This window comes from Streptomyces sp. cg40, from assembly GCF_050320165.1.
In the GTDB taxonomy this organism is placed as follows: Bacteria; Actinomycetota; Actinomycetes; order Streptomycetales; family Streptomycetaceae; genus Streptomyces; species Streptomyces hokutonensis.
This window is the reverse complement of sequence record NZ_CP190128.1, coordinates 7,330,190-7,355,276: the sequence shown is the minus strand read 5'-3', so window position 1 is coordinate 7,355,276 and position 25,087 is coordinate 7,330,190. Positions and strand designations below refer to the sequence as shown.

Below are 25,087 nucleotides of genomic sequence, written 5' to 3'. Positions count from 1 at the left end.
CGTAACCTTGCCGTTATATTCACGATCGGCGAATGTCGTACGGTGACGCCATGAACGCCAGGGCCAAGAGTGCGGAGCGGCGCGCCGAGATCGTGCGGGCGGCGCTGGAGGTGATCGCCGAGCGCGGCTACCGGGGCGCGAGCCTGGCGGCGGTGGCGGAGCGGGTCGGACTGACCCAGCAGGGCCTGCTGCACTACTTCCCCACGAAGGACGCGCTGCTGGTCGCCGTCCTGGAGGAACGGGACCAGTGGGACGCGGTCCCGGACAGTCGGTGGCGGATCGACCTGCTCGCGTCCCTGGTCGAGTACAACGCGATGCGGCCGGCGATCATCCAGACCTTCTCCGCACTCCTCGGCGAGAGCGTCACGGAGGGGCACCCGGCGCGCGACTACTTCACGGCGCGGTACGCCAGAGTGCGGGCGAGCATGGCGGGGGTGCTCCGCGCGGAGTACGGCGACGTCCTGCCGAACGGCCTGACCCCCGAGCGCACGGCCCCCCTGCTGGTCGCGGTGATGGACGGCCTCCAGTACCAGTGGCTGCTGGACCCGGAGTCGGTGGACATGCCCGGGGCGTTCCGCGACTTCCTGACCCTGCTGGGCGAGACGTGACCCCGTCCAACTCCCCTACGTCTGCCGCCAGATGACGGCGAGCGTCTTGCCGGCCACGCACACGAGGGCGAAGACGACCGCCCAGTCGTAGGCACCGGCAAGGACCAGCGCGGCGACCCCCGCCCCGAACCACACCACCTCGAAGGCGACCCGACCGGCGCCGCGTGTCTTGTACCTGGCCTTGGGCGAACCGCACAGTCCCCACAGCACGGCGAGCACGACGGGCGCGCCGAGGCCGAACAGCCAGGTCAGCGGGGTGGCGAGATCCCGGGTGAACCCCCAGTAGGCGACGGCGACCAGGGCACCGAGCTCAATGGCGAAGAGCACGCCGAGATTCGCTGCCTTCGCTGTCTTCACTGCCGTCATGAGCGGCAGTATCACCCGGAGCGGATCACTCCGTCCCGGGCACGGCGGCGACGACTTCGACCTCGACCAGGGCCTCCGGCCGGAACAGCCGCGACACCTCGAAGGTCATGCTGGTGGGCGGGGTCCCGGTGAGGAACTTCCTGCGTACGGCGCCGTATTCGGCGAGCGCGGTGATGTCGGTCAGGTAGGTGCGGATGTTGACGACGTCCGCCAGAGTCGCGCCGTGCGCCCGGAGCAGGGCGGCGATGGTCTCGAAGACACCCCGACTCTGTTCGGCAAGCGTGGTGCCCTCCGCGATCTGGCTGGAGAGGTACAACAGGGCGCTCCCGTCGGCGTGTTCGACGCGGGCGACCTGGGAGTAGTAGGGGCTCAGGGGCTGGGGTGCGGAGGCGGGGCTGTCCAGGGTGATGCGCATGGCGTCGACGCTAGGTCCGGCCCTGCGGTGCGACAAGCGAATGTCTAGCATGGCAGGCATGCCCATTCCGCATGACGACGGCCCGGACCTCTCCACCGTGTGGCTGCGGGTGTTCCTGGAGGTGGCCCGGCACGGTTCGTTCACGGTGGCCGCCCGGTCGCTCGGCTGGAGCCAGTCCGCCGTCTCACGCCAGATCTCCTCGCTCGAATCAGCCCTGGACGGCGCCCAGTTGTTCGATCGGCTACCGAGGGGCGTGCGGCTCACGGAGGCCGGCCGGGTCCTCGTCCCGCATGCGGAGGCCGTCACGGAATCGCTGCACGGGGCCAGGCGCGAGCTGGCGGCACTGCGCGAACTCGTGGGCGGGCACGTGCAGTTCGGCGCGTTCCCCACGGCCGACTCGGCACTGGTCCCCCGCACCCTCGCCGCCTTCCGCGACCGCCATCCAGGCATACGCCTGTCCCGCGAGGAGGGCCTCACCCCACGCCTCCTGGAGCGACTGACGTCCGGACACCTGGACCTGGCGATCGTCTCGACCACCGGACGAGCACCGCTCGAAGCCTACGAACTCCACCACCTCCTCGACGAGTCGCTGTACGTAGCCGTGCCGACCGCTCACCCCCTCTCCGGGCAGGGGCCGGTCCGGCTGGCCCAACTCGCCGACTGCGACTGGATATCCGGCAGCGCACACCCCGAGGGCACCCTCCTCGAAGCGGCCCTGCGCGAGGGCTTCAGCCCGCGCATCGCGCACATCGTCGGCGAGTGGACCGCCAAGGAGGGCTACGTCGCCGCGGGCCTCGGCGTGGCCCTGGTCCCGGCGCTCGCCGCCGACTCCGTGCGCCCGGACATCGCACTGCTGCCGGTGCTGGACGAGGTGGCACCGGCGCGGGCGGTGTACGCGGCGACGGTACGGGGCCGGTCACTGCCCCCGGCGACGAAGGCGTTCCTGGGGGTGCTCGCCGAGGAGGCGAGACGGATCGGATCATCGGTCGCACCCGTGGCGTAGACCACTCCCGTCACGCGATACTGCGGCCGTCCGGCACCGCACCCCACTGCGACGGAAGGCCTCAACCACTTTGAACGTCATACGAGTTCGGACAGGCGTCCTCGGACTGGCCCTGCTGGCCGGTTTCTCCGCCCCCGGTACCGGCACGGCGGCGGCCGACACCACAATCCCCCCGACCGTCGAGGAACAACGGCTCGACAGGGCGGTCCCCCAGGAGATCCTCGAACACTCCGGATTCGACACCGTGGCACCGGAGTTCACCCAAGCCCTCGAAGGGGCGCACAGCTACGCGCAGGCCCGCCGCATCGTCGTACGCGAAGGAACCGCCCTGTGGCAGCGCGCGGTCGACCGCGCACAGGGACGAGGACCGGCCGGCGGGGACCTCAGCCGGGACGACGACCGCCCGCTGTACTGGGCGCGGTTGGGCATGACCAGGGAAGTCCGGACCTGGGAACCGGAGTTCGGCATCAGCACCGCCCAACGGACCGCACTGCTGGGCCAGTTGGAGCAGACGTCACGCGGGCAGAGCAGTATCCGCTACCCGGCCCGCGACAAGGGGCTCAAGCGGATCCTGGTCACCGGCTTCGACCCGTTCACGCTGGACGCGGACATCAGGATCTCCAACCCGTCCGGGGCCACCGCGCTCGCGCTCGACGGCACGGTGATCCAGACGGCGGACGGTCCGGCCCGCATCGAGACGGCCATGTTCCCCGTGCGCTGGGCGGACTTCGCGGAGGGAACGGTGGAGCGGACGCTGCGGCCGTACCTCCCGAAGGTGGACCTGTTCACCACCGTGAGCCAGGGCCGGGTGGGCCGGTTCGACGTCGAGCGGACCAACGGGGCCTGGCGGGGCGGCTATCCGGACAACGACACCGTCTCGCGCACGGAGACCATCCCGGTCACCGACCCGGCCTCGCAGCCCCAGTGGACGTCGACGACCCTGCCGTACAAGGCGATCGTGGCCGCGAACACCGGGCGTTTCCCCGTCTACGACCACACCGAGGTCACCGAGATCCCGGCGGGCGGGACGACTCCCGTCGTACAGCCGAACGGCCCGACCGACGGCTCCACGGCCCGCGCCGGTGGCGGCGGCAACTACCTCTCCAACGAGATCGCCTACCGCGCGACCCTGCTGCGGGACCGGCTGGGCCTGCACGACTCGCTGCCCGGCGGACACATCCACACACCGGTACTGCAGTTCGGAACCGGCAACACGAACCCGACAACCGGGACGATCACCGACCCTGACTTCATACAGAACCGGTTGGACATCATCGCGCAGGTCAGGGCGATGGTGACGGCGGCGATGAACGCGTCAGCCGTCGACTGACGCAGGCCCGCTCTCCGTGTCCTCCCCCTCGTCGCTCCCCTCGGTCTCCTCACCCAGCAGGTCCCGGGCCATCATCGTCGCCCCCGCCACCGCACCCGGCATCAGGAAGACGGCGACGAACGGGACCAGGAAGGCGAGGCCGAGGGGGGTGCCGAAGCCCCAGATCAGGGGCTTGCGGGCACGGAGGAGGGCGAGGCGGGCGCGGAGGTCGACGCCTCGCCGCTGGAGGGCGACGGCCGTCAGTTCCTCGGTGAGGAAGAACCCGGTGACGAAGAACCCGATCACCGGAACGACGGTCTGCCCGACGAACGGCAGGAACCCCAGCGCGAAGAGCAGAACGCCCCACACCAGCGCACGCACGAGAACACGCAGGCTGTCCCGGGCCGAGATCCACACCTCCCGCCAGAGCGGGAGACCGGACTCGGGGGCCGTGCCGTCGGGTGAGACGTCCCGGTCGACCCTCTCGGAGAGGGTCTCGTAGAAGGGCTGCCCTATCAGCAGGGTGACCGCCGTGAAGGTCAACACCGAGAGCAGCAGGGCCAGTACGAACAGAACGACGGTGAGGAAGCCGCGGAACAGCCCCTGCCACGGGCTCGACCAGTCGTCCGCGAAGGGCGTGGCCCAGCCGACGAAGTCGTCACCCCACACCGCGAGCGCGACCAGCACCGCGACGTACAGAACCAGCGTGATCAGCCCGGGAACCAGCCCGAACCCGTACTGCCGCCCGTGCCGGGCCACCCAGCGCTGGCCCTTCAGGAGATAGCCGAATCCCGCCCCAAGATCATGCATGGGGAGAACTTTACGCAGGGTCGGCGCCGGCCGGGTCGGACGGGGCGCGGGCCTGTCCCCTAGGCCGTCGACACCGCCACCACGACCCCCCGGTCCGCCGCAGGTGACACCGCGGCGGTCACCCGGACCGCAGTCGCCCGGGCCACCCGCCCCGCACGAAAGGCAGCGGCCAGCAGGACCGGCTGAACCCTCTCCAGGGCGGAGACGAACAGCTCCTCGCCCGCGACCACCACCGGCACGGCCGTCTTCGTGGTCGCCGCCGCGGCCTCCGTGAGGTCGGCGAGGGGCGGGAGGGCGGCACGGAGGACCTTCGCGCCCGCGGTCGCGGCCCGTTGCACAAGAGCCACTTGCGGGGGCAGCAGCGGAGCCAGCGCGGCCGTCAACGCCTCGGCGATGCGCCGGAGTTCGGGGGAGGAGTCGGCCAGGGCGTCGGCCGCCGCGCGGAGCAGCGGGGTGAGGGCGAGCAGTACGCCGGCCGCCACGCCCGCCGCCGCGGGCAGCAACGGGGAGGCAGCCTCGACCAGATCGCCGAGCGCGGCGGCGAACTCCTCGACCGCCGGCTCCACCGCGTCCAGAACGGGCAACAGGCTGTCCCCGAGCACACCCAACAACACCTGCGCCGGCTGACTCACCGGATGCACGGCCAGCGGCGCACCGGTCGTACCGAGCCGCGTCAAGGTATCGACGATCCGATAGAACGCCTCCTGGGCCTGCGGCGACGCACTCGCCTCGGCCAGTTCCGCGGTGGTCTCCCGCAGCACCCGCAGCGCCTCGGCACCCGAACCGTCCCGTGGATCAAGGGTGTTGATGGCGATTCTGGTGATGTTCCCGGCGGTGTCCAGGAGTTGCCCGGTGATGTCGGTGGTGCTGCGCGCCATGCGCAACATCTCGTCCCTGCTGGGAAGCGAAGGAATAGTCGCCATGGGAACCCCTCTCCACGCACCCGCCGCCCGCCGCCGACCGCCCGGTACCTGTGCTCAGCATGCCCACTCCCCACCCCCCTGAATGCGACATCCGGGCATCGGTGACACCAACACCTTCCCCGCGTCTTCCCTGGCCCATTGAGTCGAACAGGTGCCCCTCGCCGTACCGATCTCCGGGACCAGGAGGAGGTCCGAGGGGGAACTCCCGCAGGTCGGACAGGCGTTGTTCACCATGGCACACGCGAGCAGCGGATCAGTTGAGGAGAGCGGATGACCCAGGAGATCCACGGCACCGTAGCCGACGGCTTCGAGACAGTCCGGGAGGAGTTCGCCGCGTTCGTGTCGACGGAACGCGCGGACTACGAAGGCCAGTTGTGCGCATACGTCCACGGCCGACAGGTCGTAGACCTCTGGGCCGGACCACCCACCACCTCCGGCAACTCCCTCTACGGCGTGTTCTCGTCCACCAAGGGCGCGGCCCACCTCGTGGTGGCCCTGCTGGTCCAGGACGGCACCCTCGAACTGGACCGCAAAGTCACCTACTACTGGCCGGAGTTCGCATCCGAGGGCAAAGGCGCGCTGACTCTACGCGAGTTGCTCGCGCACCGGGCGGGCCTGATCGGCACGGACACCGGCTTCACCCTCGACGAACTGGCCGACGACCGGGCGGTCGCCGAACGCCTCGCCGACCAGCGCCCGTTCTGGCGCCCCGGCACGGCCTTCGGCTATCACGCCCTGGTGATCGGCGCCCTGACCGGCGAGATCGTGAGACGAGCGACAGGCCGTTCACTCCAGGACGTGTACGAGGAACGAGTCCGCGCCCCCTACGCCCTGGACTTCCACCTGGGCCTCCCCACCACCCAAGAGCCCCGCTTCCGCACCACCCAACCACCGCTCCCCTCCCCCGACGAACCGGCCCTGGTCGCTGCGGAACCGGATGACCGCCGCAGCCTCACCGGCATCGCCTTCAACGAACACGCGGCCCAGCCCACCGACCTCGTATCGCTCCCCAACCAGACACCCATCCGCGCCAAGGGCCCAGCATCGGTCGGCGGAGTGGCATCGGCACGCGGCCTGGCCGGCCTCTACGCGGCGACGATCAGCGTGGTCGAGGACCGGGCCCCGCTCCTGAAGCCGGACACGGTCGCGGAGTTCGGCCAGCTCCACTCGGTCGGCCACGACATGATCACCGGCATGCACCGGGCGTACGGCCTCGGTTTCCAGGCGACGGCGAGCACCTGGTACCCGTTCCTGAGCGCCGGCACGATCGGCCACAGCGGCGCCGGCGGCTCCCAGGCCTTCGCCGACCCCCGCACCGGCCTGACCTACGGCTACACCCGCCGCCGCTTCCGCCTCCCCGGCGGCCCGGCCCCAGAAAACCAACGCTTCGTACAAGCCGCCCACCAATCAACACTGGCCGGCTGAACCAACGGCGCAAACCCTCACCCAACGGCGAGGGCCCACCCACTTGTTCTGTCCCCACGACACCGGCCGAGAGGGAGCCGCAGGGGCGCGCCGGTGTCGAGAGGCCCAGCGCGCGGAGGCCCGAAGGGCTGAGCACGGTGGGCCTCTCGACACCGGCTCAAGGCGCCCCGAAGGCGACCGAACCAAAAGAGGTGCGAACGGCGCCCACCCAACGCCGCCCACTCACAGCTTGACGATCATCTTCCCCGTGTTGTCCCCCCGCAGCTGCCCCAGGAACGCCTCAAGGTTGTTCTCGATCCCCTCGACGACGGTCTCCCGGTACTTCAGCTCACCGGAAGCCACCCAGGCCCCGACCTCCCGGACGAACTCCGGCTGAAGGTCGTAGTGGTCGCCGACGAGGAACCCCTCGATGCGCCCCCGGGTCTGGATGAGCCGTCCGAGGTTCTTCGGTCCGGGAGCCGGCTCGGTGCTGTTGTACACAGAAATCATCCCGCAAATGGCAATGCGCCCACGCTCGTTCAACGAACCGATCGCAGCCTCGAGATGCTCACCCCCGACGTTGTCGAAGTAGACGTCGACACCACCCGGAGCAGCCTCACGCAGCTGCTGACTCACCGGCCCGTTCTTGTAGTTGAAGGCGGCGTCGAACCCGTACTCCTCCACAAGCAGCTTGACCTTCTCGTCGGACCCAGCGGATCCAACAACCCTCGACGCACCCTTGAGTTTGGCGATCTGCCCGACCTGGCTGCCCACGGCGCCAGCCGCACCGGAGACGAAGACCGAGTCGCCCTCCTTGAAGGAGGCGGTGCGCAGCAGCCCGGCGTAGGCGGTGAGGCCGGTCATGCCGAGGACGCCGAGGTAGGTGGAGAGCGGGGCGAGGTCGGGGTCGACCTTGACGGTGCCCTTGGTGTCGATGGTCGCGTACTCGCGCCAGCCGCCGAAGTGCAGCAGGTGGTCGCCGACGGCGACGCCCTCGGCGTTGGACTCGACGACCTCGCCGACCGCACCGCCCTGCATGACCTTGCCGAGCTCGAACGGGGCGACGTACGACTTCGCGGCGCTCATCCGGCCGCGCATGTACGGGTCGACGGAGAGGTACTTGTTCCGCACCAGCACCTGGCCCTCACCCGGGGTGCGGGTCTCGGTCTCCACCAGGGCGAAGTCCTCGGGCTTCGGCCAGCCGACCGGGCGGCTGAGCAGGTGCCATTCGCGGTTGATCATCACAAGTGCCTTTCCTCAATGCATGGCGTTCAAATACTTCAGTACCTGAAACAACCATGCCTCTGAATATTTCATGATGTCAAGTAACGGGGTACGCTGGAGCGCATGTCCACACCCGAAAAGACGCGCTCCGAGACGCGCTCCGACAGGACGCGCCGCGCCGACCCCGTGACCCTGGAGGTCGTCGAGCTGATCGGCGATGTCGTGGCGCGGTTCTACGAGGACTACGAGGAGGCGGCGGGCGACCACTCGCTGACCGGCGCGCAGGCGCGGCTACTGAGCCTGCTGTCCCTGGAACCGCTGCCGATGCGCAAGCTGGCGCAGAAGCTGAAGTGCGAGCCGTCGAACGTCACCGGGATCGTGGACCGGCTGGAGACGCGAGGCCTGGTGGAGCGCCGCCCCGATCCCGCCGACCGGCGGGTGAAGCTGGCGGCGGCGACGGACGAGGGGCGCCGGGTGGCCCGTAGCCTGCGCGAATCACTGCGCTTCGCCCGAGAACCGCTCGCCGGACTGTCGGACGACGAAAGACTCGCGCTCCGAGGCCTGCTACGACGGATGCTGGAAATCTGACCGTTCGCCCGCGAACCGGACCCCGAACCGCACCGCGAACCGGACCCCGACCCCCCAAGCCGAACGGCTCAGGAGCACCACCAAAGGATCTGTTTGCACGTCTCCGAAGGCGACGGCGTAGGACTCGGATCCGAGGACGACGGCTCCGAGGTCGGAGTGGTCGTCGGGTCCGTCACGGACGTCGACGTGGGGGACGTGTCACCGGCGGCGGTCGTCGGCTTCAGCGACGCGGAGGGACTCTTCGCCCCCGTCTCCGACTCCGAAGGCGAAGCCGACCGGGACGCCGACGCGTCCGGAGACGCCGAGCCGGCACCCGCGCCCGCGGTCTTCGTGTCGCCCAGCGGCTCGGCCGTACCGCTCGCCTCCGAGGACGCCGCGCCCTCCGCGGACGCGTCGCCCGGCGCCGCGGGCTTCGCGGTCGAGAACGGCGCGTCGGTGCCCAGCTCGGCCAGACTCAGCCCACCGGCCGCGAGCACGAACCCGGCCGTGACGAGCAGCATCCGGCGCCGCCGCCGGCGATGTGCGGCGGCCTTGCGATCGCGACGACTCGCGCCCACCGCCTCCGGGCCCTCGGCGTCACCGTCACCATCGCTGTCACCCCGCCCGCGGTTCCTCCGCCGTGCGGCACGCCCCTCGTGTTCGGCGCCGTGCTCCTCGTCCGACTCACCGGTGTCGGCAGTCCGGTCGCCTCCACCGTCCGTTTGCGAACGCACGTCAGCTCCCGCCTCGTAGGCAGGAGTTGACACAACGGGCACTTCGGCGGACGCGCCGCACCCCGGGCACGCGAGGGCGCCGTTCAGGTGCCGGCCGCAGGGGTGGCAGTAGTCCATGACGCGGGAAGACTAAGTTCCTCACAGGTAACGTTCATAGTCACGGCTGTGAAAATTGTGCAAGGAACCGCGCGCCGAACCGACCGGAACCCGACAAGGACCCCATCGGGACCCCATCGGGACCCGGCCGGGACCGACCCGACGATCGACCCCCTTGCCGAAACCGTTACTTGTTCGACCCATTGACACCCCAGCCCCGCCGTCCTTACTGTCTGCCCAGCATTTCGAACGTGAGCCGAAATTTCGAACAGCACCGAAGAGCACAGGGGGCATCTGCCGTGCGCATCACGGGAATCAGCACGCACGTGGTCGGGACGCCATGGCGCAATCTGACGTACGTCCAAGTGCACACCGACGAGGGCGTCACCGGCGTCGGCGAGACCCGGATGCTGGGCCACACCGACGCGCTGATCGGTTACCTGCGCGAGGCCGAGGCAAACCACATTCTCGGATCCGATCCGTTCGCCGTGGAAGACCTCGTACGCCGGATGAAGTACGGCGACTACGGCCGTGCGGGCGAAATCGTCATGTCCGGCATCGCCGTCATCGAGATGGCCTGCTGGGACATCAAGGGCAAGGCCCTGGGTGTGCCGGTGTGGCAGCTGCTCGGCGGCAAGGTCACCGACAAGGTCAAGGCGTACGCCAACGGCTGGTACACCACCGAGCGGACCCCGGAGGCCTATCACAAGGCCGCCCAGGGGGTCATGGAGCGCGGCTACAAGGCGCTGAAGATCGACCCGTTCGGGACCGGGCACTTCGAGCTCGACCACGAGCAGACCCTGTACGCCGTCTCGCTCATCGAGGCCGTACGGGACGCGATCGGCCCGGACGCCGAGCTGATGCTGGAGATGCACGGCCGGTTCTCGCCGTCCACCGCGGTACGGCTCGCGCACGAGCTCGCGCCCTTCAAGCCGGCCTGGCTGGAAGAACCCTGCCCGCCGGAGAACCTGAAGGCGCTGGAGAAGGTCGCCGCCAAGGTGGACATCCCGGTCGCCACGGGTGAACGCATCCACGACCGCGTCGAGTTCCGCGAGCTGTTCGAGAGCCAGGCCGTCGACATCATCCAGCCCGACGTCGGTCACATCGGCGGCATCTGGGAGACCCGCAAGCTCGCGGCGACCGCCGAGGCGCACTACATCCTGGTCGCCCCGCACAACGTCGGCGGACCGGTGCTGACCGCGGCCTCGCTCCAAGTCGGCTTCTCCACGCCGAACTTCAAGATCCTGGAGCACTTCAACGACTTCGCGGATGCGGAGATCAAGAAGGTCGTCAAGGGTGCCCCGCAGGTGATCGACGGCTACTTCCACCGCTCCGACGCGCCCGGTCTCGGCGTCGAGCTGGACGTCGACGCGGCGGCCGAATTCCCGCAGCAGCAGGCCCGGTTCGACCTGTGGGCGGACGGCTGGGAGCAGCGCAAGCCGAAGGGCTCGAAGTGAGCACGGCGGTCGTGATCGCGGGACCTGGCGAGCACAGCCTGGTCTCGCACGAGCCCCGGCAGCCGGACGCGGGCGAGGCGCTCGTGCGCGTGCACGCGGTCGGCATCTGTGGCAGCGACCGCGAGGTGTACCAGGGCAACAGGCCCGAGGGCTACGTCCGTTACCCGCTGACGCCGGGCCACGAGTGGTCCGGCACGGTGGAGGCGGTCGGCGCCGGGGTGCCGTCAAGTCTGGTCGGCCGCAAGGTGGTCGGCGAGGGCTTCCGCAACTGCCAGGTGTGCGACCGCTGTCACGCGGGCGAGACGACGCTGTGCTCGGCGGGCTACGAGGAGACGGGCTTCACCCAGCCCGGCGCGATGGCCACCACGCTCACGCTCCCCGCCCGGCTGCTCCATGTCCTCCCGGACGAGGCCGACCTGACGGCGGCGGCGCTGCTGGAGCCGGCGGCCTGCATCGCGGCGGCGGCACTGAAGGCGAACGCACGGCCGGGTGAGAGAACAGCGGTCGTCGGCACCGGAACCCTCGGCATGTTCGCGATCCAGTTCCTCAAGGCGAACTCCCCCGCGGAACTGCTCGTGGTGGGCTCCCGCCCCGACCGCGCGGCCCTGTCGCGGCAGTTCGGCGCGACGGACTTCCGTACCAAGAACGAACCGCTCCCGGACGACTTCGACGTGGTGATCGAGACCGCCGGCTCGGCGGACGCGGCCCGTACGGCGGCCTCCCTGCTCCGGCGCGGCGGACGCCTGGTCCTGACCGGTATCCCGGCGCCGGGTGCGGAGGGTCTCGACCCGACCGATCTCGTCGTACGGCAGCTGGAGGTGCACACCGTCTTCGGGGCACCGCCGGACGCCTGGGCGCACACGGTGCGGGTGTTCGGGGCGGGGCTGCTCGATCCGCTTCCCCTGGTGACCCATGAGCTGCCGCTCGCCGAGTTCCCGCAGGCCATCGAGCTGGTGGGGTCCGGCGATCCGAAGGTCGGCAAGGTGCTGCTGCGGCCGTAGGAAACCCCCAGCCGTACGTCGGCACGGGGTGTCCTGACCACCCCGTGCCGACGTACCACCACCGTTTTTTTCTTACCCCGAGCCGCGAACCGCGTCCGAAATACCGAACACGAAGGACAGCCAGTGACCGACACCGCCACGGCAGCCCGCAGGCCCGGGGAGCAGGCGCTCTCCGCGCTCGGCCTGGGCGCGCCCGCCCTCGACCCCGCCGACGCCTCGCCGCACACGTTCCCCGGCGGCGGTCGCTGGCGCACCGAGATCCCCTCCTGCGAGGGTCCCGAGGCGCTGGCGGTCATCCTCAAGGAGTCCTCGCGCCTCGACGTGCCGATCCACCGGATCAGCCAGGGCAGCGGCGTGTGGATGCTGACCGACTCCGAGATCACCGAGATGGTCGAGGCGACGGCCGAACGCGACATCGAGCTCTGCCTGTTCACCGGTCCGCGCGGGACCTGGGACATCGGCGGCTCGGTCCGCTCCGACTCGCGCGGCGGCGGTCTGCGCGCCCGGGGTCACGACGCGGTCGCCGGCTGCATCGAAGACGCCGTCCGCGCAACGGAGTTGGGCGTCAAGTGCCTGCTCGTCGCCGACGAGGGCGTGCTGTGGACGCTGCACCGGGCGCGGATCGCCGGGATCATCCCGGCCGACACCACGCTCAAGGTGTCGGCGCTGATCGGTCCGGTCAACCCGGCCGCGTACGCGGTCTACGAGCAGCTGGGCGCCGACTCGCTCAACGTGCCCAGCGATCTGACGCTCGATCACCTCACCGAGATCCGGCGGGTGTCGGCGGCTCCGATGGACATGTACATCGAGGCGCCGGACGACCTCGGTGGCTACATCCGGATGTACGAGGTCGCGGAGCTGATCCGCCGCGGGGCCCCTCTGTACCTGAAGTTCGGCCTCTCCAAGGCCCCCGGTATCTATCCGTGGGGCACCCATCTGCGGGACGTCACCCTCGACACGGCCCGCGAGCGGGTCCGCCGGGGCCGTCTCGCCCTCGACCTGCTGGCGCGGCACGGCGCGGACGGTGACATGGCTCCGCTGGGTTCCAGGTTGCCGGGGTCTTTGAACCGTTTCCCCGTCGAGGCTGCCACGGCCTGAGCATCGGGGGCCGCGGGTGCGTGGGGGCTGGTCGCGCAGTTCCCCGCGCCCCTTGTCAACGCGGCCCAGTTTCCACGGCACCCGGCATCACCCGCACCTGTAAACACCGGGCCCAGTAGGTAGGGGCGCGGGGCTGTATCGAATTGCGGCTCCGCCGCGGGGCGCGACCAGCCCCCACCGGGCCCGCACCACACAACACAACCGCACCACCCCGAAACAAAACACTCCCCGCATTCCGAACCACCCCCCACGCACTCGCTGCACCTCTCAACGACGAGAAGAATGAGGCCAGTTCACATGCGCATCCGCAGAAGCGCCCTTCCCCTCATAGCCGGCGCCGCCACCCTCGCGCTGACCCTGTCCGCCTGCGGCCAGAGTGGCTCGGGCGGCAGCAAGGAGAAGGCGGGCAGCGCCAAGGGCGGCACGATCGGCATCGCGATGCCGACGAAGTCCTCCGCACGCTGGATCTCCGACGGCGACAACATGGTCAAGGACCTCAAGTCCAAGGGCTACAAGACCAAGTTGGTCTACGGCGAGGACGACCCGGACACCCAGGTGTCCCAGATCGAGAACATGATCACCCAGGGCGTCAAGGGCCTGATCATCGCGGCGATCGACAACAAGTCCCTGAACAACGTGCTCCAGGAGGCGGCCGACGCGAAGATCCCGGTCATCGCCTACGACCGCCTGATCCTCGGCACGAAGAACGTCGACTACTACGCCTCCTTCGACAACACGAAGGTCGGCGTGCTCCAGGGCAACTACCTGATCCAGAAGCTGGGTCTGGACAGCGGCAAGAAGGGCCCGTTCAACATCGAGCTGTTCGCCGGCTCGAACGACGACAACAACACCAAGTACTTCTTCAACGGCGCGATGAGCGTGCTCCAGCCGTACATCGACAAGAAGGAACTGGTCGTCAAGTCCGGGCAGACCGCGCTCAACAAGGTGACCACGCTGCGCTGGGACGGCACCACCGCGCAGAACCGCATGGAGGACATCCTCACCGGCTCCTACAAGACCGGCCGGGTCGACGCGGTGCTCTCGCCCTACGACGGCATCTCCATCGGCATCCTGTCCGCGCTGAAGTCGGACGGCTACGGTTCCGCGAGCAAGCCGCTGCCGGTGATCACCGGCCAGGACGCCGAGCTGGCGTCGGTGAAGTCGATCATCGCGGGCGAGCAGACGCAGACCGTCTACAAGGACACCCGTGAGCTCGCCAAGGTCGCCGACACCATGATCGACGACGTGCTCAACGGCAAGACGCCGCAGACCAACGACACCAAGACCTACGACAACGGCACCAAGGTCGTCCCGGCCTACCTGCTCCAGCCGGTGAGCGTGGACAAGTCCAACTACGAGGACGTGCTGGTCAAGGGCGGGTACTACACGGACGCGCAACTCAAGTAGTCCCGCGGCCCGTTACCCCACCCCACACCTGATTGGAAGGCACGACCATGGCGGGACCCGTCCTGGAAATGCGCTCGATCGTCAAGACCTTTCCCGGTGTCAAAGCGCTGTCGGACGTCTCACTGACGGTCCGTCAGGGCGAGGTCCATGCCATCTGCGGTGAGAACGGCGCCGGGAAGTCCACCTTGATGAAGGTGCTCTCCGGCGTCCATCCGCACGGCAGTTACGAGGGCGACATCCTCTTCGAAGGGGAGGAGTGCCGCTTCCGCGACATCCGGGCAAGCGAGCACCGAGGCATCGTCATCATCCACCAGGAACTGGCGCTGGTGCCGTTCCTGTCGATCGCGGAGAACATCTTCCTCGGCAACGAGCACGCCACGCGCGGGCTCATCAACTGGAGCGAGACCCTGCGGCACGGCACCGAACTGCTGCGCCGGGTGGGGCTGAGCGACCACCCGGAGACCCGCGTCGCCGACATCGGCGTGGGCAAGCAGCAGCTGGTGGAGATCGCGAAGGCGCTGTCGAAGAAGGTGAAGCTGCTCATCCTCGACGAGCCGACGGCGGCTTTGAACGACGAGGACAGCGGCAAACTCCTCGACCTCATCCTGGAGTTGAAGAACCAGGGCATCACCTCGATCATCATCTCCCACAAGCTCAACGAGATCCGCAGGGTCGCCGACTCGGTGACGATCCTGCGCGACGGCCGCTCGATCGAGACCCTCGACGTGAAGGCGCCGGAGACGACCGAGGAGCGGATCATCTCCGGCATGGTCGGCCGCGACCTCGACCACCGCTTCCCCGAGCGCACCCCGTACGCGGGCGAACCCGAGGCGGCACCCGCGCTGGAGATCCGGGACTGGACGGTGTTCCACCCGATCGACCAGCAGCGCAAGGTAGTTGACGATGTGTCGATAAATGTGCGCAGGGGCGAGATCGTCGGCATCGCCGGACTCATGGGCGCCGGCCGCACCGAACTCGCCATGAGCGTCTTCGGGCGCTCCTACGGCCGGTACGCCGGCGGCACGGTCCTCAAGGACGGCCAGGAGATCCGCACCAAGTCGGTCGCTGAGGCCGTCGAGCACGGCATCGCCTACGTCACGGAGGACCGTAAGCACTACGGCCTGAACCTCATCGACACCATCAACCGGAACATCTCGCTGACCGCCCTGAGCAAGGTCGCCAAGCGCGGTGTGGTGGACGAGCACGAGGAGCGGCAGGTCGCCGAGCGGTTCCGCACGTCCATGAACATCAAGGCGCCGACGGTCTTCGAGCCGGTGGGCAAGCTGTCCGGCGGCAACCAGCAGAAGGTCGTCCTCAGCAAGTGGATCTTCGCAGGTCCCGAGGTGCTGATCCTGGACGAGCCCACGCGCGGCATCGACGTGGGCGCCAAGTACGAGATCTACACGGTCATCGACCAACTCGCCGCCGAGGGCAAGGCGGTGGTCTTCATCTCCTCCGAACTGCCGGAGCTGCTCGGCATGTGCGACCGCATCTACACGATGGCGGCGGGCCGGCTGACCGGTGAGGTGCCCCGGGCCGAGGCCACGCAGGAAGTGCTGATGCGCCAGATGACGAAGGACAAAGAGGTAACGCGATGAGCACGGACGTCACCGACAAGATCCCGGCCGCGGCACCGCCGGGCAAGGACGGATCGGGCGCGGGCGGCGGCCTGTTGTGGCTGGTCCTGGACGGACTGCGGCGCAACATGCGGCAGTACGGCATGCTGATCGCCCTCGGCCTGATCATGGTCCTCTTCGAGATCTGGACCGGCGGGGACCTGCTGCTGCCGCGCAACGTCTCCAACCTGGTGCTTCAGAACAGCTACATCCTGATCCTCGCGATCGGCATGATGCTGGTCATCATCGCCGGGCACATCGACCTGTCGGTCGGCTCGCTCACGGCGTTCGTGGGCGCCTTCGCCGCGGTCCTGATGGTCAATCACCAGGTGTCGTGGCCGATCGCGCTGGTGCTGTGCCTGCTGATGGGCGCGGTGGCGGGCTCGATACAGGGGCTGTTGATCGCCTACGCGGGCATACCGTCGTTCATCGTCACACTCGCCGGGATGCTGCTCTTCCGCGGCCTCACCGAGATCCTCCTCCAGGGCCAGACGCTGGGCCCCTTCCCCAACGGGCTCCAGAAGTTCGGCAACGGCTTCCTGCCCGCGGTCGGCCCGAACACCAACTACCACAACATCACGCTGCTGCTGGGCCTCGTGATGATCGCCGCGGTGGTGTGGCAGGAGTTCCGCGACCGGCGCCGCCAGCAGGAGTTCTCGCTCGACGTGGCGCCGACGAAGCTGTTCCTCCTCAAGCTCGTCGTCATCGTCGCCGCGATCGCCTGGCTGACGCTGCTGCTCGCCAGCTACAACGGCGCGCCGATCATCCTGATCGTGCTCGCGGTCCTGGTGGCCGGTTACGGCTATGTGATGCGCAACTCCGTCTTCGGCCGCCACATCTACGCGATCGGCGGCAATCTGCCGGCCGCGAAGCTGTCCGGCGTCAAGGACAAGCGCGTCACCTTCCAGGTGTTCCTGAACATGGGCGTGCTCGCGGCCCTGGCGGGTCTGGTGATCACCGCCCGCCTCAACGCGGCCTCGCCGAAGGCGGGCGACGGCTACGAACTGGAGGCCATCGCCTCCTCGTTCATCGGTGGTGCGTCCATGAGCGGCGGTGTCGGCACCGTCTTCGGCGCCATCATCGGCGGTCTCGTCCTCGGCGTGCTGAACAACGGCATGAACCTCCTCAGCGTCGGCACCGACTGGCAGAAGGTCATCAAGGGCCTCGCCCTGCTGGCCGCGGTCGGCTTCGACGTGTGGAACAAACGCAAGTCCGGTTCGTAACTTCAGCCCGGGCCCCGCACGTCTGTCATTCGCACAGCACGGCGGGGCCCCTTCCATGTGCAGGAGCCGCTCGATGGAACTGAACAGACGCACGGTCATTGCAGGCGCGGCAGCCGCCGGTATCGCCGCGAGCACCCTCGGTACAGGTACGGCGCAGGCGGCCTCGGGAGGCAGAAAGCCCGTGAAGGAACTCTTCGGCACCCTCGCCGACGGCAGCAAGGTCTACCGCTGGTCGCTGGAGAACGGCGGCACCCGGCTCAAGGTGCTGTCGTGGGGCGGGGTCGTCCAGTCCCTGGAACTCCCGGACCGGCACGGCAAGTACGCCAACGTCTCGCTCGGCTTCGACAACATCGCCGACTACGTGGCGAAGACCCCGTACTTCGGCGCGCTGATCGGCCGCTACGGCAACCGCATCGCCAAGGGCCAGTTCACCCTCGACGGCAAGAGCTACCAGCTCTCCGTCAACGACGGGGTCAACAGCCTGCACGGCGGCACCCAGGGCTTCGACAAGCACATCTGGGACGTCGAGGGCTTCACCGCCGGCTCCGACGTCGGCCTGCACCTGTACTACACCAGCGTCGACGGCGAGATGGGCTACCCGGGCACCCTCAAGGTGAAGGTGACGTACACGCTCAACAGGCACGGCGACTGGCGCATCGACTACGAGGCCACCACCGACAAGGCCACGGTCGTCAACCTCACCAGCCACGTCTACTGGAACCTCGCCGGCGAGGGCAGCGGCACGATCGAGAACCACGAGCTCACGATCCCCGCCACCCGCTACACGCCCACCGACTCGGGGCTGATCCCCACGGGCGAACTGGCCAAGGTCTCCGGCACCCCGTTCGACTTCCGCAAGACCAAGCCGATCGGGCGCGACATCCGGGCCGGCCACGTCCAGCAGGTGCAGGCCAAGGGCTTTGACCACAACTGGGCACTCGACAAGGGCATCACCGCGAAGCCCGAGCACGCCGCGACCCTGCACGACCCGCACTCCGGCCGCACCCTGAAGATCGCCACCGACCAGCCGGGGCTTCAGTTCTACACCGGCAACTTCCTCGACGGCACCCTGACCGGCACCGGCGGCCACACCTACCGCCAGGGCGACGCACTGTGCCTGGAGACCCAGCACTTCCCGGACTCGCCGAACCACGCGAACTTCCCGTCGACCGTGCTGAGGCCGGGTCAGACGTACCGGACGTCGACGATCCACACGTTCAGCGCCTGACGCAAGGTTCGGGCCAGGGGTTCCCGAACTCACACTAATTTCACATCCGTTGAACAGCGCCACACTCGTCTCCGTATTCAAGGGCGGCCCGTGCTCCCCCGCGCGGGCCACCCAAGACGACGGGCCCGGTCGTCCCCGCCGGGCCCGCCTTCATACGGAGGTTCCATTGGCCGACTCCAACGTCACCTCGCTGTTCCGCAGTACGGCGGCGCACAGCCCGTCGATGGCAGCGCTGGCGCGTGAGAGCGACGGCACCGGCCCCGTGGACTTCTGCATCCCGTGCAACCCGTACTTCCCCACGCCCGCCATGTTCGACCAGATGGCGGCCCGGCTGCGCGAGATCATCACGTACTACCCGAGCAGCGCCGACACCATCACGGCCGAGCTCTGCAATCTGCTCCAACTCCCGCCGAGCTGCGTCGCGATGGGCAACGGTTCCACCGAACTGATCACCTGGATCGACCACTTGCTCGTCCGCGAGTCCCTCGCCATCCCCGTCCCCACCTTCGGCCGCTGGACCGACCAGCCCATGGAGACCGGCAAGCGGGTCGACATGTTCCCGCTCCAGGAGTCCAACGGCTTCGCCCTGGACCTCGCGCAGTACGCCGAGTTCATCCGCAAGCGCAACACCAAGGTCGCCGTCATCTGCAACCCGAACAACCCCGACGGCGGCTTCCAGCACAAGCAGGCGCTCGTCCAGTTCATGGACGCGATGGCCGACCTCGACCTCATCGTCATCGACGAGTCGTTCCTGGAGTTCGCCGACGCCGAGGTCGAACCCAGCGTCGTACAAGAGGCGATGATCCGCCCCAACGTGGTCGTCCTGCGCAGCCTCGGCAAGAACTTCGGTCTGCACGGCATACGGTTCGGCTACCTCGTCGCCAACCCCGCCCTCGCCGGGCGCATCCGCTCGATGCTGCCCAAGTGGAACCTCAACGCCTTCGCCGAACACGTGGTGTTCATCCTCAAGGAGCACGGCGCGGAGTACGCGCAGAGCCTCCAGCAGGTGCGCCGCGACCGGCTCGACATGGCGAGCCATCTCTCCGCGCTGCCCGGCCTGACGGTCTATCCGTCGCAGGGCAACTTCCTCTTCGTACGCCTTCCCGTCGGCGCCGAGGGGACCGTGGTCCGGGACCGGATGCTCACCGAGCACCGCATCCTGGTCCGCGAGTGCGGCAACAAGATCGGTTCGTCCAGCCGCTTCCTGCGGCTCGTGGTGCGCCCCCAGGTGGACGTGCGTCGCCTGGTGTCCGGCCTGGAACAGGTGCTCTACGGGACCAGGAGGGGAGCCGCCGTACCCGAGCTGAGCACAGGGACCAGCTACAGCTCGGGTACGGCGGCCGTGGACCGCCTCGTCGGCGCGACCAACGGCGCCGGCATGCAGATGCCCGCCGCGATCACGCAGATGCAGCCGCAGCCCGTGCCCATGCAGGCACCGGCCGCCGCGGTGCCTCAGCCGCAGCCTGTGCCCCAGCCCGTGCCGCAGCCCCAACCCCAGCCGCAGTACCAGCCGATGGTGGCCGCGGCGCAGGCTCCGCAGATGCCGATGCAGCCCGTCGCGCAGATGCCGGAGCAGTTGGCCCAGGTGTCGCAGCAGATGCCGGTCATGCAGCAGCCCCAGCAGCAGCCGTACGGGACGCCTGCGGCGGCTCCTCAAGGGCCTACGCCTACTGGAGTTCCTGCTCGTAACGGGCTTACGGCTGCACAGGTTCGCGGGGCCACCAGTCCCAACGGGATGCAGAATCTCGCGCCTGCGCCCGCCACCGGGTGGCCCAACGCGCAGAGTTGGCCCAATGCTGCGGGGATGGGGCAGGCGGGCTGAGGGGTCGTTGCCGGGTGCGGGTGCGTTGTGGCTGGGCGCGCAGTTCCCCGCGCCCCTAACTACAGCGAACGGCGTTTAGTAGCGAGGCCCCTAGCGGCAACGCATGACAAGCCTGCACCTCGAAGCCCGTCTTCTCCAGTAGCAAGCGGTAGTGGTCCTCGTCCCTCTCCCGTCCCCCTACGTTGCACAGCATGTGGATGTCCCATGCCACCGCCGTCGGAGTCGGCAACAGTCGTTCCACGACCAGCAGTTGTGCTCCTGGGCGCATTGCCCTGGCGCAGTTGTCGAGGATGGTCAGGCAGCGGTCGTCGTCCCAGTCGTGGAGGACTCGGGACAGGAGGTAGATGTCGCCGTCGGCCGGTACGGACTCGGTGAAGTCGCCCGCCACGAAGGTGCAGCGTTCGGGGAGTTGGGGGCGAGCCGCTTCCAGGGCCTCGGGGCGCTCCAGCAGGACGCCCTCCAAGTGGACGTGGGTGCGCAGGAGTCGGGACAGCAGGGCGCCGTTTCCGCCGCCTACGTCGACCACGCGTCGTGCGGTCGAGAAGTCGATGAGCGTTGGTACCGGGGCGAACATCTCGGAGCTGGCCGCCATCGCGCGGTGGAACAGGTCGCCGAGTTCCGGGTGTTGGGCGAAGTACGGGAAGTGGTGCCGGCCGTAGCGGTGGGCGAAGGATTCCTCGCCGGTGCGTACGGAGTGGGTCAGGCCCGAGAAGGAGTCGTAGAACGGGCCCGCGTAGAGGCGGGCCAGGGGGTGGAGGCTGAACTCCGTTCCCGTGCGCAGGGGTTGGCCCGTGGCGGTGAGGTGGTACGTGCCGTCGGACGAGGTGAGCAGGCCCAGCGACGTCAGGTAGCGGAGCAGGCGGCGCAGGGCCTCCGGGTGGGTGGCCGTGAGGTGGGCCAGGGTGTCGGCGTCCGTGCCCGGGTGGTCGGTCAGGTGGTCCGCGATGCCCAACTCGGCCATCGTGGCGACCGCTTGGGTGGCCCAGGCTCCTGTCATCACGCCGAGGAGTGAGGTCGTGGGGTCGGGGAGGGGGGTGTGGCGGCCGGGGAGGCGGAGTTCGAAGCGGCGGTGGGTCCGGGTGCGGTGGTAGAGGACGGTGACGTTCTCGTGGCCGTTGTAGCCGCCGCCGTCGGGGACCGCGCCGCCCCGCTCCTGGAGGAGGAGCCGTAGGCCCGCGGGGACCACCGGGCCGGGGGCCGTGACCGCGAAGGCGTGATGGGACTCGTGCTCGGCGGCGCGTTCGTCCGCCGCCACGGCCTCCAGGGGGGAGTCGGGAGGGACGGGGAGCGCGAAGATCTCCACGCTGCGGGTGCCCACCGTGACGTGCACGATGGCGACCGGGGTTTCGGCGAGGGTGGGGCCGTAGCGGCGGGCGAGGCGTTCGCGGACCACGACGCTCGGGGTGACGGAGCCGGGTTCGAAGCCCTGGCGGCGGAGTTCTTCGCAGAGGCCGTCGAGGGAGTCGGGGAAGACGAGCACCGCGGTGTGGTCGAAGACCAAGTGGCGGGCCACGTCGGCCCGTTCGGCCGGGGTGAGGTCGGGGAGGAGTTCGGCCAGGACGGTGTCCGTGTCGTGGGCCTCGACGTAGGCCGCCGCGCGCCGGATGCGGTGTACGTCGGCCTCGGCAAGGCGCGCCTGTACGACGGGGAGGTTCATGTGGGGTCCCGGTGATCGTGGGGAGGGTCAGATGCCGGTGTAGTTCTCGGCGAAGAAGTCCTGGTGCGTGCGGGAGGTGCGCAGGCTGTCGAGGCGGGCGTACTGGAGCGCGCGGCCGTAGCGGGCCTCGGCGTCCTCGGCGGTCGGGCCGTGCAGGAGTGTGCTCATCCAGTGGGAGAACTCGTGGGCCCGCCAGACGCGGGGCAGGCAGTCGGCGGCGTAGCGGGCGAGACCGCTGTCGTCGTCGCGGGTGAGCACCCGCGCGAACGCCTCGGCAAGACGTTCCGCCTGCAGTACGGCGAGGTTGGCGCCCTTGGCGGCGGAGGGGCTGATGAGCCCGGCGGCGTCACCGGCCAGCCAGAGTCGTCCGGTGCCCGGCCGGTCCAGTACGTCGGAGCGCAGGTCGACGACCGCCGTCTCCAGGACGGCACCGTCCTTGAGCGGGCCGAACTCGGCTGTCCTGAGCCGGATTTCCAGCTCGGTCCAGATCCGGTCCTCGCTCCAGTCGGCGGCATCCGTGCCACGCGGGCACTGGAGGTAGTAGCGGGTGACGGTCGCCGTTCGGGCCATGTGGCCGGCGAATCCGCGGGTGTGCAGGGCGTATCCGACGGCGGAGAGGCTGGGCGGGGCCTCGGCCAGCACCGCCAGCCAGCTCACCCCGTGGTCCCAGCGGGCGGTCCGGGTGCCCAGTGCCGCGAGGGCGGCGCGGCCCACTCCCCGGTGTCCGTCGCAGCCGGCGACGTAGCGTCCGGTGATCTCGGCGCCGTCGCGGGTCCGGACCCGGCCCTCGGAGATCTCCTCGACCTCGGCGCCGAAGCGGAGCTCGCCGCCGCGTCGGAGGTATTCGGCGAGCAGGTCCCGTACCAACTCCTGCTGGGGGTAGACCGTGTGGACCTCGCCGCGCCCCAACTCACCGTAGTCCAGGGTGAATTCACCCTGCTCGCTACGGAAGAGGCAGGTCCGGTGGGTGCGGCCCCTGGCCAACAGGCCGGTGTCGAGGCCGTGTCGGGCGAGTACGCGGACGGAGTGGGCGGCCAGGAACCCTGCCCTGGCCCGCCCCTCCACCGCCTCGCGTCCGCGCCGTTCCAGGATCACGCAGTCGATGCCCTGGCCCAGGAGCAGGTTCCCCAGGACCAGCCCCGCCGGGCCAGCCCCGACGATCACCACCCCGGTCCGTGTCCCGGAGTCGAATCGTTTCCCCACAAACACCCCTGATCTTGCTTTTTCGGCCAAGGGGTTTCATATCAGCAAGATCGCGGCGGTGAGGAATTCATAATGACTAAATAGCGCTTAAGGCCCAATTGGGCATATGTCAGTGGTCGTTGTCGTCAGTGGTCGTTGTCGTCAGTGGTCGTTCTCCAGGTGCAGCTTCAGCAGGTCCACCCCGTAGTCGCCGCCGTTGGGGGTGCGGATGATGGTGTGGATGTGCTCCTGGGACGGGGTGCCGCCGCCCATGCCCATGCCGCCGCCGGGAGGGCCGCCGCCGTTCGAGCTCGGGCTCGCACTGGCACTGGCGCTCGGGCTGGCCGAGGACGCCTCGTGGTAGAAGAGCGGGGCCTGGGCGTCGTACTCGATGAGGACGACCGGGCTGTGGATGCGGTAGTAGAAGGCGGAGTCGTCCTTCGTCTCGCCCATCCAGTAGAAGTACGTGTCGTCGAGGTGCTTCTCGACCTCGGTCATCTTGACCTCGGCGTGCCCCTCGTTGATGTAGCCGATGTACACCTGGGCCACGGCCAGCAGCTTCTTCCGCTGTGCGGCGGTGAGTTCGGAGCCGCGCAGACCCTCGTAGGCGAGCTTGAGGTTGTCCGAGCCGGCGCCGGCCTTCATGTCCTCGTTGCCGTTGTCCTGCGAGGAGACGGCCTTGGCGAGCTGCGCCTTCGTGAGCGAGCGGATCATCGCCAGGCCGGTCGTCGTCTCCGGCCGGAACAGGGTGATCTTCTCGCCCTTGTACGTGGCCGTGGTCGGCTCGGAGCCCATGAAGGTCGGGGTCATCACGACCTGGTCGCCGAGCACGAAGTAGTTGATGGCGACGTGGTGGCCCTCGTACTGGAAGCCCCACGGCTTGGTGGTCGACGGGGTGCCCATGAAGGTGAAGAAGTAGTGGCCCTCGGTCAGGGTCTTCTGGTTGCCGCCGTTGGAGTCGCCGAGGAACTGGTTGAGCTTCATGATGTTGCGGGTCTGGGTGAGCCCGTCGGCGGAGAGCGCGACGCCGAGCAGCGCGAACCCGAGGTTGCGCTTCTTCTCGGTCAGGTCGCCCATGCGGACGCCCTTGCGGGCGTAGCCGTCGACGTTGCTCCAGGCCGTCCATTCGTCGGCGTCGACGTCGAACGTGCAGGACTTGCGCTCCTTCGCGGAGAGCCCGTCCAGGAACGCCTGCGCCGCCTTGACCAGTCCGTCCGTGGAGACGCCGGTCGAGTGGATCGTGAAGAGGTCGTCGACGACCGTGCCGTCGGTGGTGACGCCCTTGAGATCCTTGTACTTGACCTGGGAGACCCCGGGGCCCATGCCGCCACCGGCACCCCCGCCGCCGGCTCCGGGCCCGCCCGAGGGCATACCGCTCGGGGCGCCGGACTGTGCGGCGGAGGACGAACTCGCCGTGTCCGACGAGTCGTTGGAGCATCCCGTCATGGTCGCCACGGCGGCGACTCCGCCGGCGAGCAGCGCCTTGTTCATGAACCAGCGGCGGCTGCGCTCGGATGCGGGGGTGTGGGGTCGGTGTCCATGCATGGGGATCAGCGTCCACGCCGAACCTGAAGCGTTCTTGTCGGGAACCTGTGAGGAGAAGGCTCCGACCCCCGGCCGGAGTTACGCGAGCGGTCGGGGTTCCCGGCCGGCCCGCTGCGCGAACAGCATCATCCCGAGGCCGCCGAGAGCCGTCGCCGTGGTGACGGCCGTCAGCACCATTTCGACGTCCGGGTCGACATGCACCAGGTCGACCACCGCGTGGTACAGGACAACGAGTCCGAACAGCGTGTATCCGGCGCCCCACAGCCGAGGCCTGACGACCTTGCGGGCCAGCCAGGGAAGCATCCGGGACGACACGACGGCCGTGATGCCCACGGCGAGGGAGAAGAAGGCGGCGGCGAAGAGCAGCACGTTCAGGGCTATGAGCACTGGCC

The 25,087-nt window shown here is 69.0% G+C and carries 23 protein-coding genes; 13 read left to right on the top strand and 10 right to left on the bottom strand.

The features are described from left to right. Positions 1-32: 32 nt before the first annotated feature. On the top strand, positions 33-608 hold the full coding sequence (locus ACQHII_RS33100) for a TetR/AcrR family transcriptional regulator (RefSeq protein ID WP_427922710.1): 576 nt from the start codon (positions 33-35) through the stop codon (positions 606-608). Positions 609-623: 15 nt separating this feature from the next. On the opposite strand, the gene ACQHII_RS33095 is transcribed toward ACQHII_RS33100, so the two are convergent. Together ACQHII_RS33095 and ACQHII_RS33090 are read right to left on the bottom strand one after the other, a co-directional pair. Beyond that, positions 624-974 carry a YrdB family protein gene (locus ACQHII_RS33095; protein WP_427922709.1) on the bottom strand — a complete coding sequence of 117 codons (351 nt, stop codon included), beginning with the start codon at positions 972-974 and terminating at the stop codon, positions 624-626. 25 nt (positions 975-999) lie between these two features. Then, a complete protein-coding gene (locus tag ACQHII_RS33090; protein WP_427922708.1) occupies positions 1,000-1,389 on the bottom strand; it encodes a RidA family protein in 390 nt (129 codons plus the stop codon). Positions 1,390-1,438: 49 nt separating this feature from the next. Between ACQHII_RS33090 and ACQHII_RS33085 the strand changes: the two genes are divergently transcribed. Both ACQHII_RS33085 and ACQHII_RS33080 read left to right on the top strand, forming a co-directional pair. Then, positions 1,439-2,392 carry a LysR family transcriptional regulator gene (locus ACQHII_RS33085; RefSeq protein WP_427922707.1) on the top strand — a complete coding sequence of 318 codons (954 nt, stop codon included), beginning with the start codon at positions 1,439-1,441 and terminating at the stop codon, positions 2,390-2,392. A gap of 70 nt (positions 2,393-2,462) precedes the next feature. Next, the gene (locus tag ACQHII_RS33080; RefSeq protein WP_427922706.1) at positions 2,463-3,722 is read left to right on the top strand and encodes a pyroglutamyl peptidase; all 1,260 of its coding nucleotides are present in this window, start codon (positions 2,463-2,465) and stop codon (positions 3,720-3,722) included. Here ACQHII_RS33080 and ACQHII_RS33075 read toward each other — a convergent pair. Beyond that, entirely contained in the window at positions 3,708-4,511 is an 804-nt protein-coding gene (locus tag ACQHII_RS33075; protein WP_427922705.1) for an EI24 domain-containing protein, read from the bottom strand. The genes ACQHII_RS33080 and ACQHII_RS33075 overlap by 15 nt on opposite strands. A 59-nt stretch (positions 4,512-4,570) precedes the next feature. Then, entirely contained in the window at positions 4,571-5,389 is an 819-nt protein-coding gene (locus ACQHII_RS33070) for a hypothetical protein (RefSeq protein WP_427922704.1), read from the bottom strand. Positions 5,390-5,704: 315 nt separating this feature from the next. Between ACQHII_RS33070 and ACQHII_RS33065 the strand changes: the two genes are divergently transcribed. Next, on the top strand, positions 5,705-6,859 hold the full coding sequence (locus tag ACQHII_RS33065) for a serine hydrolase domain-containing protein (protein WP_427922703.1): 1,155 nt from the start codon (positions 5,705-5,707) through the stop codon (positions 6,857-6,859). Positions 6,860-7,081: 222 nt separating this feature from the next. Here ACQHII_RS33065 and ACQHII_RS33060 read toward each other — a convergent pair whose 3' ends face one another. After that, positions 7,082-8,080, bottom strand: coding sequence for an NADP-dependent oxidoreductase (locus tag ACQHII_RS33060; RefSeq protein WP_427922702.1), 999 nt, complete (start codon positions 8,078-8,080; stop codon positions 7,082-7,084). Between the two features lie 105 nt (positions 8,081-8,185). On the opposite strand from ACQHII_RS33060, the gene ACQHII_RS33055 reads away from it, so the two are divergent. Continuing rightward, complete coding sequence (locus ACQHII_RS33055; protein WP_427922701.1) at positions 8,186-8,650, top strand: MarR family winged helix-turn-helix transcriptional regulator; 465 nt, start codon at positions 8,186-8,188, stop codon at positions 8,648-8,650. Between the two features lie 68 nt (positions 8,651-8,718). Here ACQHII_RS33055 and ACQHII_RS33050 read toward each other — a convergent pair whose 3' ends face one another. Continuing rightward, positions 8,719-9,480: an SCO2400 family protein gene (locus ACQHII_RS33050; RefSeq protein WP_427922700.1), complete on the bottom strand. Its 762-nt coding sequence runs from the start codon at positions 9,478-9,480 to the stop codon at positions 8,719-8,721. A gap of 278 nt (positions 9,481-9,758) precedes the next feature. On the opposite strand from ACQHII_RS33050, the gene ACQHII_RS33045 reads away from it, so the two are divergent. From ACQHII_RS33045 to ACQHII_RS33010, 8 genes are all read left to right on the top strand, one after another. After that, positions 9,759-10,916, top strand: coding sequence for a mandelate racemase/muconate lactonizing enzyme family protein (locus ACQHII_RS33045; protein WP_427922699.1), 1,158 nt, complete (start codon positions 9,759-9,761; stop codon positions 10,914-10,916). Then, on the top strand, positions 10,913-11,917 hold the full coding sequence (locus ACQHII_RS33040; RefSeq protein WP_427922698.1) for a zinc-dependent alcohol dehydrogenase: 1,005 nt from the start codon (positions 10,913-10,915) through the stop codon (positions 11,915-11,917). The genes ACQHII_RS33045 and ACQHII_RS33040 overlap by 4 nt, the downstream gene beginning before the upstream one ends. A gap of 123 nt (positions 11,918-12,040) precedes the next feature. Continuing rightward, the gene (locus ACQHII_RS33035) at positions 12,041-13,015 is read left to right on the top strand and encodes a hypothetical protein (protein WP_427922697.1); all 975 of its coding nucleotides are present in this window, start codon (positions 12,041-12,043) and stop codon (positions 13,013-13,015) included. Between the two features lie 297 nt (positions 13,016-13,312). After that, complete coding sequence (gene chvE, locus ACQHII_RS33030; RefSeq protein ID WP_427922696.1) at positions 13,313-14,422, top strand: multiple monosaccharide ABC transporter substrate-binding protein; 1,110 nt, start codon at positions 13,313-13,315, stop codon at positions 14,420-14,422. A gap of 47 nt (positions 14,423-14,469) precedes the next feature. After that, positions 14,470-16,020 (top strand): multiple monosaccharide ABC transporter ATP-binding protein, encoded by a 1,551-nt coding sequence (gene mmsA / locus ACQHII_RS33025; protein ID WP_427922695.1) that lies wholly within the window; start codon positions 14,470-14,472, stop codon positions 16,018-16,020. After that, on the top strand, positions 16,017-17,261 hold the full coding sequence (gene mmsB, locus ACQHII_RS33020; RefSeq protein ID WP_427922694.1) for a multiple monosaccharide ABC transporter permease: 1,245 nt from the start codon (positions 16,017-16,019) through the stop codon (positions 17,259-17,261). The genes mmsA and mmsB overlap by 4 nt, the downstream gene beginning before the upstream one ends. Before the next feature lie 73 nt (positions 17,262-17,334). Then, the gene (locus ACQHII_RS33015) at positions 17,335-18,489 is read left to right on the top strand and encodes an aldose epimerase family protein (RefSeq protein ID WP_427922693.1); all 1,155 of its coding nucleotides are present in this window, start codon (positions 17,335-17,337) and stop codon (positions 18,487-18,489) included. A 166-nt stretch (positions 18,490-18,655) separates the two neighbouring features. Next, positions 18,656-20,311, top strand: coding sequence for a pyridoxal phosphate-dependent aminotransferase (locus tag ACQHII_RS33010; protein ID WP_427922692.1), 1,656 nt, complete (start codon positions 18,656-18,658; stop codon positions 20,309-20,311). A gap of 55 nt (positions 20,312-20,366) precedes the next feature. Here the strand turns inward: ACQHII_RS33010 and ACQHII_RS33005 are convergent, their stop codons facing one another. The 4 genes from ACQHII_RS33005 to ACQHII_RS32990 form a co-directional block, all read right to left on the bottom strand. Then, a complete protein-coding gene (locus ACQHII_RS33005) occupies positions 20,367-21,968 on the bottom strand; it encodes a methyltransferase (RefSeq protein WP_427922691.1) in 1,602 nt (533 codons plus the stop codon). A gap of 27 nt (positions 21,969-21,995) precedes the next feature. After that, positions 21,996-23,135 (bottom strand): 4-hydroxybenzoate 3-monooxygenase, encoded by a 1,140-nt coding sequence (locus tag ACQHII_RS33000; RefSeq protein ID WP_427925465.1) that lies wholly within the window; start codon positions 23,133-23,135, stop codon positions 21,996-21,998. Positions 23,136-23,312: 177 nt separating this feature from the next. Then, complete coding sequence (locus ACQHII_RS32995; RefSeq protein ID WP_427922690.1) at positions 23,313-24,695, bottom strand: DUF3500 domain-containing protein; 1,383 nt, start codon at positions 24,693-24,695, stop codon at positions 23,313-23,315. Between the two features lie 78 nt (positions 24,696-24,773). After that, complete coding sequence (locus tag ACQHII_RS32990; RefSeq protein WP_427922689.1) at positions 24,774-25,082, bottom strand: hypothetical protein; 309 nt, start codon at positions 25,080-25,082, stop codon at positions 24,774-24,776. Positions 25,083-25,087: the final 5 nt, after the last annotated feature.